We start from the raw sequence: 12813 nt of genomic DNA, 5'->3' as shown, positions 1-12813 counted from the left end.
TAAATTTAACCAACAACCAGGCGCCTCGAAAACACCCAGTGCCGGCAAACCGCCGCCCACATGTCCCTTCATCAAATCAACAATGTCAAAGAGCGCAAAAGACCGACGCCATGTCCTACCCTCTTTGTGGAGGGCGACCGGCGCCTGGTTTTTGGTGACCGGCGAAGCGAACCGTGTGGCTCACCGCGTCGGTGGAGTGGCTTCTATGCCCGGGTTGGAGAGGCGTCAAACACTTTTTGCAATTTTATTTCATCGGCACGTCTGAGCCGCAGAAATGCGTGGGTTTACGGCATCGTAAGGGCGTGTCGCCTACCCCGCTCGTGTGACCGACTCCGCCGCCGACTTGCCGAATCCTGCCACGACTCTGCGCGCTCAGGTGCGCAGCGCCGTCCTGTGGCGATCGGGCACGCAGATCCTGGGTCAGATGATCGCCTGGGGATCGACCTTCGCGGTGATCCGCATCCTGTCGCCGGCGGACTACGGCCTGTTCGCGATGACCCAGGTCATCCTGGTCCTGCTCAACATGCTGAACGGCTACGGCCTAGCGAGTGCGCTGATCCAGCGCGCCGACGCCGACGAGCGCGCGGTGCGCCAGCTGTTCGGCATGCTGATCCTCCTCAACTTCGGGCTAGGCGCCGCGCAGTACGCCGCCGCACCGCTCGCCGCCGCCTATTTCCGGCACGACGAAGTGATCGCGCTGCTGCGTGTCCAATCGCTCCTGTACGTGACGACGCCGTTTATCGCGCTGCCCTATGCACTGCTCGCCCGAGCGATGGACTTCCGGCGGCAGGCGGCGGTCAACCTGCTGTCCGCCACCGCCGGCGCGATCGCCGCGCTGGCCGGGGCGCTTGCGGGCCTCGGCGTCTGGACGCTGGTGCTCGCGCCGCTGGTCCTCTTCACCACCCGCGCGATCGGGATGATGAGCGCGGCGCGCGCCTGGATGTGGCCGAGCTTCGACTTCCGCGGCGCGGGCAGCATGGCGCGCTACGGCGGGCTGATGGCGAGCGCGCAGCTGTTCTGGTTCCTGCAGAGCCAGGCGGACGTGTTCATCGCCGGGCGCAGCTTCGACGCGCACACGCTCGGCATCTACACGACCAGCCTGTTCCTGGCGCAGATCTTCGTTTCCAAATTCGTGCCCGCGCTCAACGACGTCGCCTTTTCCGCCTATGCCCGCCTGCAGGACACGCCGGAGGCGGTGGCCCGCGCGTTTCTCACCTCCGTGCAGCTGATTCTGCTGGTCGCCATGCCGCTCTATCTGGGACTGGCCGTAACGGCGCGGCCGCTGGTCGCCGTGGTGCTCGGCGAGCAGTGGCTGGCGACCGGCCCGGTGGTTGCGCTGCTCGCACTCGCGATGCCGTTCATGACAGTTCAGCAGCTGTTCGCTCCAGCGTGCGACGCGCGTGGTCGGCCGGGGATCAGCGCCCGCAACGCCGCGACCGGCGCGGTCGTCCTCGGCGCCGGCTTCCTGGCCGGAGCACAAGGCGGGCTGACCGGCCTCGCGCTCGCCTGGGTCATCGCCTATCCGCTGTTCCTGCTGATCTGCGCGCATCGCACCCTGCCAGCGATCGGCGTCAGCGCGCGCGAACTCCTCGCCGCAGCCGTCGTCCCGGCCGGTGCGGCGAGTGCCATGGCGGCGGTGGTGCTCGCAGTGAGCGCGCTCCTGCCCGAGCTGCCTGCCCTGCCGACGCTCGCGGTGCTGATCGCCGTCGGTGCCGCCACCTATGCCGCGATACTCTTCGGCTTCGCGCGGGAGACCACCGCGCGCGCGATCGCGCTGGTCCGCCATCGCGGCTGAGGCATGGCGGCGCTCAGCCGTGCTGGATATAGTCGCGCATCGCCGCGGCCTCGGCCTCGATCCGTTCGATCCGGTGCTTCACCAGGTCGCCGATCGAGACGATCCCGACCAGCGCGCCCTCCTCCACCACCGGCAGGTGGCGAATGCGACGCCTGGTCATCAGCGACAGCGCACCGATCGCCGGCTCGTCGCGCCGCACGGTGACCACCGGCGTGCTCATCGCCGAGGTGACCGGCGCGTCGAGCGCCGCCGCGCCCTCTCGCGCCAGGCAGCCGATCACGTCGCGCTCGGAGAAGACACCGACCACCTGTTCGCCGTCGATCACCGGCGCCGCGCCGATGCGCCGCTCGGCAAGCAGCGCTACCGCGTCACGCACGCGCGCGCTCGCCGGCAAGGTGGCGACGGAGTCGCCCTTCGCCTGCAGGATTACCGCGATCGTCATCGCACCCTCTCCCTTTTGCTGCGGCTTGAGTGTTCCACCAACGCGGGCCAAAGGCAAAGGGTGCCGACGCCCGATCCGCTCGACAATCCGGAGTACCGGGCGTTCGCCTGGGCCCGCTTCCGTCGGCTGCTCGGCTGGATGGCCCTGGTCGCACTCGCCGCGGCGGGCGCGGCCGATACGGTCCTGTGGTGGTGGGTTGGCCCCTTCTCGATCCACATCCTGATCGCGACCGCACTCGGCGTCTTCTTCACCGTGCTGCTCGCGGCGGCGTTGATGGGGCTCATGTTTCTCTCGTCGGGGACCGGCCATGACGAGGCGGTGGAGCGTGCCGACCTCGGCGAGGACGCCGCCGCCTGGCGGAACGACTCGCCGCCGCGCTGACCCGCCCGGTCAGCGGCGGAAGCGCACCGTGCCGCCGATCACCCGCGGGTCGCTCGGCGTGCCGAGGATCAGCCCCGAGTTGCCGGCCTGAACCGTGACGTTCTGGAGGTAGTCGGCGTCGAACAGGTTGCGGGCAAACCCCGCCACCTCAATCCCGCTGGCGAAGCGGTAGCCGATGTTGGCGTTCGTGAGGTTGTACCCGTCGATGTAGGTGAAGCGCGACAGCGCCGGATCGCCGTTGAAGCCGCTGCGCGAGGCGGTGTCGACGTGAGCGAAGACCGCTCCCGATCCCACCGCGCGCTCATAGTCGAGCCCGGCGGTGACCGCGATGCGCGGCAGGGAGGCAAGCCTGCGCCCGGTAAGATCGCAGGCCGCGGTCGCCGCGGTCTGCAGCTCGAGCGGGCAAGGGCCCGCGGGATAGTCGCTATACTCGCCATCCGCGTAGGCGACGCTGGCCCGCGCCGTCAGCCCGGGCACGATCAACGCGGCGACGTCCGCCTCGATCCCCTCCACCGTGACTTCGGGTATGTTGGAGAGGTAACCGCGCAGCGCGGCGGTCTGGGTCGGGCCGGTGTCGACGATCGTCGCCTGAAAGTCGCGCACCTCCGTGTAGAAGCCGTCGATGTTGACGCTGACGCGGCCGTCGAACAATCGGGTCTTCAGCCCCACTTCGTAGGTCGTGTTGCGTTCGGGGCGGACCACCGCGGCGTTGAGCGCGGGCTGGTTCGCCGCATCGAGCGGCAGCCCCGACATGTTGATCCCGCCGGACTTGAAGCCGCGCGCGTAGCTCGCGTAGCCGAGCACGGCGTCCGTCACCTGCCAGGCGACGTTGCCGCGCCCGGACAGGCTGCCGTCCTTGTCGTCAGCCGCGTAGCTCTGACCACGCAGCACGCCGAGCTGGGCGTTCAGCAACGCCGTCCGCTGCGCCGCGGTACCGGTCAGCGCCGGGCCGCCGTACGTGTAGGTCGCGTAATAGCCGTCCTTGTCCTCGTGCGTGTAGCGCAGCCCGCCGGTCAGCGTAATCGCGTCGACGATACGCCAGTTCACCTCGCCGAAGGCGGCGAGGCTGAGCGTCCGGAAGTCGGTGCGGCCGTCCTGACCGTAACCGTCGAGGAGGTTGGCCGGCACCGCCGTCGCGCCCGCGCCAGTCCCGGTCGCCGTCCCGATCAGGTAGCGGGCGGCAGCCGGGCCGTAGATGGAGATCGGCCGGCCGGTGATCCGCTGGCTAAAGCCGTATAGGCCGACAACGTAGCTCAGCCGGTCCTCGCCGTTGGACGCCAGGCGCAGCTCCTGGCTGTGCTGGTCCTGGCGCGACGGGATGTGCTGCGACAGCTGGATCGGCAGCCCGGTATAGTCGCGGTCGTTCTCCGCATCCCAATTCCAGAAGCGCCACGCGGTCACCGACGTGATCGTGCCGAATCCCACGTCCCAGTCGGTGATCGCGGACAGCCCGCCCTCGTTGGTGTCGACGCCGAGCGGGCCGTCGATCTCGATCCGGCGATCGTAGATGTCGATCGAAGGCGGCGCATAGCGGAACTGCGCCGCCAGCCCGGCCGGTCCGCCGAACTGTCGCGCCGCGGCGCGCTGGCTGGTGCCGACCCGCACGAACCCTTGCGTGCAGCAAAAGGCCTGGAAGTTGGTGAAGTCGCCAATCAGGCGCATCTGGAACGTGTCGACGGGCTTGAAGAGCAGCTGCCCGCGTACCGCCTGGGTGCCGAGGAGGTTGGCGTCGCGCCCGGTGCGGACGTTCTCCAGCACGCCGTCGCGCCGCGTCGCCACGCCGGACAGGCGAAAAGCGATCGTGTCGGTGATCGGACCAGAGACCCAGGCGCGCGCCTGGACGAAGTCGAAGTCGCCGTACGATAGCTCGGCGAACCTCTCGTTCGTGAAGGTCGGCGCGCGCGACGTGATGTTGAGCGCGCCGGCGGTGGTGTTCTTGCCGAACAGCGTGCCCTGGGGCCCGCGCAGCTCCTCGACCTGCGCGATGTCGGCGAAGTCGAACGCCGCGGTCGCGGGGCGGGCGTGATAGACCTGGTCGACGTAGAAGCCGACGCCCGGCTCCAGCCCATCGTTCGACTGGCTGACCGCGACCACGCTGGAGCCGAGCCCGCGGATCGTCAGTGCGGTGTTGCGCGGGTTGGCGGACGAGTAGTTGAGGCTGGGGATCAGCGTGGTGAGCGCCTGCGTGTTCACCGTGTAGCTCTGGTCGAGCAGGTCACCGCTCACCACCGACAGTGCGGCGGGCACCGCCCGCGCGTACTCGGCGCGGCGGCGAGCGGTGACGATCACCTCCGGCAGTCGATCCCGGGCGGCGGTGGGCGCCTGACCATCAGTTTGCGCGCTACTCGGCAGCGGTAGCAAGGCGCCCGCAGCGGCAGCGGCAGACATGAACTTCTGCATGGTGGTGCTCCCCTTCTCGGGAGCGACCAAGCACTATATTCGAATGAGCACAATATTGGACGGGATACAGTCAAGCGGTCGTAGACGGTTCCTCGCGCAAGGCGGTCATCAGCGTTGCGTACGACGGGTGCTCGGCGAGCTGCGCGGCAGCCCCTTCCAGGTCGCGATAAGCGGCGAGCATCGCGCGCCCACGCTCGGTCAATCGGGCACCACCGCCCTTGCCGCCGCCCGGCGCAGTGTCGACCAGCCGCTCGGTGAAGCAGCGGTTCATCTCATCGACCAGCACCCACGCACGGCGATAGCTCATCCCGAGCGCCCGGCCCGCGCCGGAGATCGAACCTTCCCGCGCGATCGCGTCGAGCAGGTCGGCCTTGCCCGGCCCGAGCGCATAGCCATCGCCGCAGACCAGCTGCAGCTTCAGCTTGAGCGCGCCGAGCAACACGTCACTTGCCGATCAGGAGCGCAGGCGCCCGCGCCGGCGCATCCGCCTTATCCACTGCACCGCTTACCGTCACCGCGCGCGTCTCCTTCAGCGCGGTCCTATCACGCTACCGCGCGCACGAAAAAGGCCAGCGCCGCCTGAAGGCGGGCTGGCCTGTTTTCCGTCATCAACGCGGATCGCTCACGCTGCGGGCGGGATCGCCTCGTCTTCCGTGCGGACCCGGCGCGGGCGGCCGCGGCGCGGACGCTCCTCGCCCGCCTCTGCGGCCGGCGCCGGCTCGCTTCCGATGGAGGGCGGCAGGATTGAAACGTCCAGCCCGCCGTCCGCCTCGACCGGCGCCTCGCGCCGCGGGCGACCGCGGCGGCGCGGCTCGGCCTGCGCCTCGTCGTTGGCCGGGACCGGGCGGCTGTCGCGCTCCTCGCGCACCGACTCCTCGGCGCGGGGCTGGCCCGCGTCGCGGCGGCGGCCGTCACGGCGGTTGCCCTCGCCGCGGTTACCGTCGCCCCGGTTGCCGTCGCCGCGCTGCTGGTCGTCGCCATAGCCGCGGTCGCGGCGGCGCCCATCATGACGCTCGGCGGCCTCGGCGCGCGGCTGCTCGGCGTCGTCGTCCGCGCCCTCTACCTCGCTCGCCGCGACCTGATCGCGGCGCAGCGGCGGCGGGTTGCCGAAGTTGGCGGGCGAACCGATCTCGCCCTCGAAGCCGAAGTCGTCGGCGTCGTCCTCGTCCTGCTCGTCGCGGCCGCGCCGGGCCTGGTTCTCCTCCATGCGCGAGCGGCTCTCGCTCAGCACGCGGAAATAATGGTCGGCGAACTGGAGGTAGTATTCGGTATTGACGCGGTCGCCACTCATCTGGGCGTCGCGCGCCAGGTTCTTGTACTTCTCGAGCAGCTGGGCGGCGTTGCCGCGGGCGCGATTGTCGATGCGATTGCCGTTCTCGGGACGGCCGGGGTTACCCCCCTGACGCTGTCCGCCACGGCCGCGACGGCGGCCGGCCTGACGATTGTTCATCAAAATCCTTGGTCCTGTCCTACGCTAGGGCACCCGACCCGAGCCGCGTGCGGCTCACGGATGCACGACATTGCCCCCGGACGCGCCGCATCCCCGCTGCGGATCGCCCCGCCATGGCCGCCGGACGTCAGCGGCTCGCTAGCTTGATTGGGCGTGCGCCAGTCTTTTCATCAGCTTGAAAGACGGTGCCAGCCCCACGGGGGTCTTAGCCGGTGCGGCACCGATCGCCAAGCGATATATTGTGGCGCGGCCGTGACGCTTCAAGTCGCGACGATGCAGCGGGCGTGCCCGGCAAGATCGGGGCGACTGGCCGTCGTGAACCCCTCCGCGATCAGCAGCGCCTGCACCGCATCGGCCTGCGTTGCACCGACCTCGATACAGGCGACCCCGCCGCGCGCGAGTTGCGGCCGCAGCAGCGGCGCGAGCGCGCGGTAGTCGTCCAGTCCGTCAGCGCCGGCGAACAGCGCGCTCGACGGCTCCCACGCCGCGACCTCGCTCGGCAGCGGCTCGCCCAGCCCGATATAGGGCGGATTGCAGAGGATCAGGTTGTGCGGACCGCCCCACCCGTCCCACCCGCCCTCGCGGATCGTCGCCCGACCTGCCATGCCGAGCCGCTCGGCATTGCCCCGCGCGATCCGCAGCGCGTCGGGCGACCGATCGACCCCGACGCCCGTCGCCTGCGGCCACTCGGCCAGCGCCGCGAGCAGTAGCGCGCCGGAGCCGACGCCCAGGTCGAGCACCGATCGCGGGCCGGCCGTGCCGCGGAAGTGCGCGACGGCCGCCTCGATCAGCGTCTCGCTGTCGGCACGCGGGATCAGCACGCCCGGCGCGACCTGGAGCGTGATCGTCCAGAAGTCGCGAGCGCCGGTGATGTAAGCGATGGGCTCGTGTAGCAGCCGGCGCTCGACCAAATCTTCGAACCCGTCCGGCGCCGCGTCCCCAAGCCGTTCCAGGATCATCGCCTCGCGGGTGCAGCCCAGCGCATGCGCCATCAGCAGCTCGGCATCGAGCCGCGGCGTCGGCGACACATCGGCGAGGCCCCCAGTCGCCTGCGTCAGCGCGGCCCGGACGCTCACGTGTCGAGCGTCGCCAGCCGCTCCGCCTCGTCCTCCGCGATCAGCGCGCCGACCAGCTCGTCCATGTCGCCCTCCAGGATCTCGGGAAGGCGGTGGAGGGTCAGGTTGATGCGGTGGTCGGTTACGCGACCCTGCGGGAAATTGTAGGTGCGGATGCGCTCGGACCGGTCGCCCGATCCCACCATCGACTTGCGCGCGCCGGCGCGCTCGCTCGCCAGCCGCTCGCGCTCCGCCTCGTACAGCCGGGTGCGGAGCACCTTCATCGCCTTGGCGCGATTCTTGTGCTGGCTGCGCTCGTCCTGCTGGATCACGACGATCCCGGTGGGAATGTGGGTGATCCGGATCGCGCTGTCGGTCGTGTTGACGTGCTGCCCGCCCGCCCCGCTCGACCGGTAGATGTCGACGCGCAGGTCCTTGTCGTCGATCTGGACGTCGACCTCCTCCGCCTCCGGCAGCACCGCGACCGTCGCGGCGGAAGTGTGGATGCGCCCGCCGCTCTCCGTCACCGGCACGCGCTGGACGCGGTGGACTCCGCTCTCGAACTTCAGCTTCGCGAACACCCCCGTGCCGGTCACCGAGGCGACCACTTCCTTGTAGCCGCCGGCGTCGCTGTCGGAGGCGGAGATCAGCTCGACCCGCCAGCCGTGACGGTCGGCGAAGCGCTGGTACATGCGCAGCAGGTCGCCCGCGAACAGCGCCGCCTCGTCACCGCCCGTGCCCGCGCGGATTTCCAGCATGGCGGAACGCACGTCAGCCGCATCGCGCGGGAGCAGCGCGAGCGACAGCCTGCGCTCCGCCTCGCCCAGCGCATCGGCGTTCGCGTGCAGCTCCTCCGCTGCCATCGCGCGCAGTTCCTCGTCACCGTCCTTGGTCATGGCGGCCAGCGAGTGCGCTTCCGCGCGCAACCGCCGCACGTCGGCCGCGGCATCGGCGACCGGCCCGATCTCCGCATACTCCTTCGATACCGCGACGAAGCGATCGCCGGGCAGGTCGCCCGTCGCCATCAGCGCCGACAACTCGTCGCGCCGCGCCTCGATCTGCGCGATCCGTTCGGCGGAGATCGGCATTCTAGCTGACCAACTCCGACAGCGCGTCCCTCACGGCATCAAGCTCCGCCACACCGTCGGCCGCGCGCGTGCTCGCCTTGATCGCGCCATCCTCCAGCCGCAGCCCGACCAGCACCTTGCCGCCAAGCTTAGCCGCCTTATCGTAGCGCTTCTTGGGCGACCCACTCGCGACCATATCCGCCGACAGTCCGCGCCCTCGGAGCAGTGAGAGCGCGCGGTAGGCGAGCGCCATCGCCGCATCGTCCTCCACCGCGACCACAACGTCGATCTGCTCCGCCGCCGGCTCGTCGAGCAGCATCGCCAGCCGCTCGACGCCCGCCGCCCAGCCGACCCCCGGCGTCGGCGCGCCGCCCAGCGTCTCGATCAGCCCGTCGTAGCGGCCGCCGCCCAGCACCGTGCCCTGCGCCCCCAGCCGATCGGTCACGAACTCGAAGGCGGTGTGGCGATAATAGTCGAGCCCGCGCACCAGCCGGTCGTTGCGCGTCCATGCGACCCCCGCCGCGTCAAGCCCGCGGGTCACGCTCTCGAAGAAGCCGCCCGCCTCACTGGTCAGGAACGCGTCGATTCCCGGCGCCGCGTCGGCGATCGGGCGGTCGCGCGGATCCTTGCTGTCGAGGATACGCAGCGGGTTCTTGTCGAGCCGCATCACGCTGTCCTCCGACAGCGCGTCGCGTGCGCCCTCGAAGTGCGCCACCAGCGCCGCGCGCCAGGCGTCGCGCGTTGCCGCGTCCCCCAGCGTGTTGAGCTGCAGCGTCACGCCGTCCGCGATCCCCAGCTCGCGCAGCAGCTGATCGGCGAGCGCGAGCAGCTCGACGTCCGCCTGCGGCTCGGCGGCGCCGATCACCTCCGCGTCGATCTGGTGGAACTGGCGGAACCGCCCCTTCTGCGGCCGCTCGTAGCGGAACACCGCGCCGCTGGTCGCGAGCTTCAGCGGTGCGTACTGCTGCCAACCGTTGCTGATAAACGCGCGGGCGATCCCGGCGGTGAACTCCGGGCGCAGCGTCAGCGAATCGCCGCCCCGGTCCGGAAAGGTGTACATTTCCTTCGACACGACATCGGTGGTCTCGCCGATCGAGCGCGCGAAGACCTGCGTGTCCTCGAACACCGGCACATCGACGCGGCGGAACGCGTAGAGCCGCCGGACCCGGTCGAAAGTGTCCAGCACGCGCGCGAAGCGACGCTCCTCGTCGCCGAAGATATCTTGGGTGCCACGGATGCGCTGAGGGGTCTGGATGCGCGCCATAAGCGCGGGCCTTTATGACAGGGGTGTGGGGGCGTCCAGCGGCGCCGTATGGCCGGGCATGGTACGGGACGGGACATTTGGGTGTTGCCTTATGGACAGCGTCGATCGCGACTCTGGTAGTCCTGAGCCCGTCGTAGGACGTGCCTCAAACGGCCACGCCGCGGCAGAGCCGCGTCGTCGGTCGGCGCTTGAGCGCCGCCGGCCGGGCCGCCGCTGCAGCGCGTCTTAGCTCTGCTAAGCCGCTGCGGCGGCTGGAGCGGGTGAAGGGAATCGAACCCTCGTCGTAAGCTTGGAAGGCTTCTGCTCTACCATTGAGCTACACCCGCGCTCGTCCGCCTTACACGACCCAGCAGATGGTGGACAGGGCTGGATTCGAACCAGCGTACGGGAAACCCGGGCAGATTTACAGTCTGCTGCCTTTAACCACTCGGCCACCTGTCCCCAGGTGCTCGTTCCCGGACATGCGGCAACGGTCGCCTCCTGCGAAGCGAGGGCGCCCTATGTCGAAGCGGGCGGGCGCTGTCAACGCGGGGTTGCGGCCGGCGGACGCGGCCAATAGCAGGTGACGCTTCCGCGCTGACCAAAGGGGACACTGATGCGCCTGACCCACCTCCTCGCCGCCGCCTCCGCGCTCGCCATCGCCGCGCCCGCACCGGCCCAAGTCGCCAAGACCGAGCTCAACCGCATCATCGAGGAGGGCACCAACCAGTCGGAGGCGATGGTCACCGCGCAGTACATGATGGACATGATCGGACCGCGGCTCACCAACTCGCCGGGGATGCGCCGCGCCGAGGAGTGGACGCAGCAGCGCTTCCGCGACTGGGGCCTGACAAACGTGCGCAAGGAGGGGTTCGAGTTCGGCCGCGGCTGGACGATCGAGCGCTCCAGCGTCCGCATGGTCACGCCACGCTCCGTTCAGCTGACCGCGATCCCGATCGCCTGGACCCCGCCCACCAACGGAACGCTGACCGCCCCCGTCATCGTCGCCCCGATCAGTGCCGAGCGGCACTTCGACGCTTGGCGCGGCAAGCTGGCCGGCAAGATCGTGATGATCTCGCTCCCGACCGCGGGCTCCGAGCCGGACGAGGCGGCCTTCCAGCGCCTGACCGCCGAGCAGATCGGCAAGCTCGATAGCTTCCGCCAGCCGCGCTACGACCCAGAGGCCGCCGACCGCCGGGTCAAGCGGCTCGATTTCGCCAAGAAGCTCGATGCCTTCCTGAAGGCGGAGGGCGCGGTCGCCTATGCGACGCAGAGCTACCGCGACGCCAAGCTGGTCCACGGCGAGGGCTATCTGTTCGCGCGCGGCGACACGCCCGCGCTGCCGGGCATCCAGCTGGCGGCGGAGGATTACCGCCGCCTGGCCCGCATCGCCAAGGTGGGCCCGGCGCCGACGCTGGAGATCACCAGCGACGTCCGCTTCGACGACAGCGACGTCAACGCCTACAACATCCTGGCCGACATCCGCGGCACCGACCCGAAGGCCGGCTACGTCATGGCCGGCGCCCACCTCGACAGCTGGGTGGCGGGCGATGGCGCGGCCGACAACGGCGCGGGCAGCGTAATGGTCATGGAGGCCGCGCGCATCCTGGCGAAACTCGGCGTCAGGCCCAAGCGTACGATCCGCTTCGCGCTCTGGAACGGCGAGGAACAGGGCCTGCTCGGCAGCCTCGCCTATGTCGAGCGCCACCTGGCGACCCGCGGCACGGGACCGAACAGCCAGACCGGGCTCGCCCGCTTCATGGGCTGGTCGAACCGCTGGCCGATCACGCCGCAGCCCGGCTACGGCGAGCTCGCCGCCTATTTCAACATCGACAACGGCTCGGGCAAGCTGCGCGGCGTCTATGCGGAGAACAATCCGGCGGTCGTCTCGACGCTGCGCGAGTGGCTGTCGCCGTTCGCCTCCATGGGCGCGCGTGACGTGGTGATCAGCCGCACCGGCGGCACCGACCACGTCTTCATGCAGCAGGTCGGCGTCCCCGGGTTCCAGTTCATCCAGGACCCGCTCGACTATGAGAGCCGCGTCCATCACTCGTCCGCCGACACCTTTGATCACCTGAAGGCCGACGACATGCGCCAGGGCGCGATCGTGCTCGCGGGCATGCTGCTCCAGGCGGCGAACGCCGATCAGCCGCTGCCGCGTGCGGTGCCGCAGCAGCCCAAGGTCACCGATCCGTTCGCCTACCCCGATCCGGACGAGGATCGGTGAGCCGCCGCGGCCATCGTCCGAGCCAGGCGCCCGCGTCGCGCCCCCGCTTCTGGGGGCGACACCCGGTGACCGCCGCACTCGCCAATCCGGAGCGCACCGTGCGGCGCGTGTGGGGTACGCGGGAGGCGCTCGGCGCGCTCGGGCCGCTGCCCTCCACCATTCCGGTCACGATCGCCGACGTCGCCGATCTCGCCCGGCTGGTGCCGGGGGACGCGCCGCACCAGGGGCTGGTCGCGGAGGTCGATCCGCTGGAGGATCAGTGGCTCGGCGACCTGCTGATGCAGGGCCGCGACGACACCCGCCCGCTCGTGGTGCTCGACCAGGTGACCGATCCGCACAACGTCGGCGCGGTGCTGCGCTCGGCCGCCGCGTTCGATGCGCTCGGGATCGTCACCCAGGACCGCCATGCACCGCCCGAATCGGGTGCGCTCGCCCGCGCGGCGTCCGGCACGCTGGAGACGGTGCCGTGGGTGCGCGTCGTCAATCTCGCCCGCGCGCTGGAGGAGATGGCGGAGGCCGGCTACTGGCGGATCGGGCTCACCGGTCATGCCGACGTCACCCTCGCCCAGGCGCTCGGCAGTCCCAAGGTCGCGCTGGTGCTCGGCGCCGAGGGTGAAGGCATGCGCGCGAATACGGAAGCGCACTGCGACCAATTGGCCAAGCTGCCGATCAGCCCCAAGGTCGAGAGCCTCAACGTGTCGAATGCCGCCGCGATCGCGCTGTACGCGGTGGCGGTTGGACGGACCTGAACCT

The 12813-nt window shown here is 70.1% G+C and carries 11 protein-coding genes and 2 tRNA genes; 4 read left to right on the top strand and 9 right to left on the bottom strand.

Annotated features, from left to right (window positions below; genetic code table 11):
• Positions 1-322: 322 nt before the first annotated feature.
• A complete protein-coding gene (locus CRO12_RS17245) occupies positions 323-1795 on the top strand; it encodes a lipopolysaccharide biosynthesis protein (protein WP_245858597.1) in 1473 nt (490 codons plus the stop codon).
• A 13-nt stretch (positions 1796-1808) separates the two neighbouring features.
• On the opposite strand, the gene CRO12_RS17240 is transcribed toward CRO12_RS17245, so the two are convergent.
• A complete protein-coding gene (locus tag CRO12_RS17240) occupies positions 1809-2237 on the bottom strand; it encodes a CBS domain-containing protein (protein ID WP_097065243.1) in 429 nt (142 codons plus the stop codon).
• Positions 2238-2297: 60 nt separating this feature from the next.
• Here CRO12_RS17240 and CRO12_RS17235 point away from each other — a divergent pair, with 60 nt between their 5' ends.
• A complete protein-coding gene (locus CRO12_RS17235) occupies positions 2298-2618 on the top strand; it encodes a hypothetical protein (protein WP_097065242.1) in 321 nt (106 codons plus the stop codon).
• Positions 2619-2627: 9 nt separating this feature from the next.
• Here the strand turns inward: CRO12_RS17235 and CRO12_RS17230 are convergent, their stop codons facing one another.
• The 8 genes from CRO12_RS17230 to CRO12_RS17195 form a co-directional block, all read right to left on the bottom strand.
• The gene (locus CRO12_RS17230) at positions 2628-5018 is read right to left on the bottom strand and encodes a TonB-dependent receptor (RefSeq protein WP_097065241.1); all 2391 of its coding nucleotides are present in this window, start codon (positions 5016-5018) and stop codon (positions 2628-2630) included.
• Positions 5019-5088: 70 nt separating this feature from the next.
• Complete coding sequence (locus CRO12_RS17225) at positions 5089-5460, bottom strand: winged helix-turn-helix domain-containing protein (protein ID WP_097065240.1); 372 nt, start codon at positions 5458-5460, stop codon at positions 5089-5091.
• A gap of 180 nt (positions 5461-5640) precedes the next feature.
• Positions 5641-6468 carry a DUF4167 domain-containing protein gene (locus tag CRO12_RS17220; protein WP_425443040.1) on the bottom strand — a complete coding sequence of 276 codons (828 nt, stop codon included), beginning with the start codon at positions 6466-6468 and terminating at the stop codon, positions 5641-5643.
• A gap of 260 nt (positions 6469-6728) precedes the next feature.
• Complete coding sequence (prmC, locus tag CRO12_RS17215) at positions 6729-7544, bottom strand: peptide chain release factor N(5)-glutamine methyltransferase (RefSeq protein ID WP_097065238.1); 816 nt, start codon at positions 7542-7544, stop codon at positions 6729-6731.
• The gene (gene prfA, locus CRO12_RS17210; protein ID WP_097065237.1) at positions 7541-8611 is read right to left on the bottom strand and encodes a peptide chain release factor 1; all 1071 of its coding nucleotides are present in this window, start codon (positions 8609-8611) and stop codon (positions 7541-7543) included. The genes prmC and prfA overlap by 4 nt, the downstream gene beginning before the upstream one ends.
• Position 8612: 1 nt before the next feature.
• Positions 8613-9854 carry a histidine--tRNA ligase gene (gene hisS, locus CRO12_RS17205; RefSeq protein ID WP_097065236.1) on the bottom strand — a complete coding sequence of 414 codons (1242 nt, stop codon included), beginning with the start codon at positions 9852-9854 and terminating at the stop codon, positions 8613-8615.
• Positions 9855-10106: 252 nt separating this feature from the next.
• Positions 10107-10180: transfer RNA gene (locus tag CRO12_RS17200), tRNA-Gly, on the bottom strand.
• Between the two features lie 28 nt (positions 10181-10208).
• Positions 10209-10295: transfer RNA gene (locus CRO12_RS17195), tRNA-Tyr, on the bottom strand.
• Between the two features lie 154 nt (positions 10296-10449).
• Here CRO12_RS17195 and CRO12_RS17190 point away from each other — a divergent pair.
• Both CRO12_RS17190 and rlmB read left to right on the top strand, forming a co-directional pair.
• Positions 10450-12060 (top strand): M20/M25/M40 family metallo-hydrolase, encoded by a 1611-nt coding sequence (locus CRO12_RS17190; protein ID WP_097065235.1) that lies wholly within the window; start codon positions 10450-10452, stop codon positions 12058-12060.
• A complete protein-coding gene (rlmB, locus tag CRO12_RS17185) occupies positions 12057-12809 on the top strand; it encodes a 23S rRNA (guanosine(2251)-2'-O)-methyltransferase RlmB (protein ID WP_097065234.1) in 753 nt (250 codons plus the stop codon). Before CRO12_RS17190 ends, rlmB begins: the two co-directional genes overlap by 4 nt.
• Positions 12810-12813 lie beyond the last annotated feature (4 nt).

Source organism: Sphingomonas guangdongensis (assembly GCF_900199185.1).
Taxonomy (GTDB): Bacteria; Pseudomonadota; Alphaproteobacteria; order Sphingomonadales; family Sphingomonadaceae; genus Sphingomonas; species Sphingomonas guangdongensis.
This window is presented reverse-complemented; position numbering and strand designations above follow the sequence as displayed.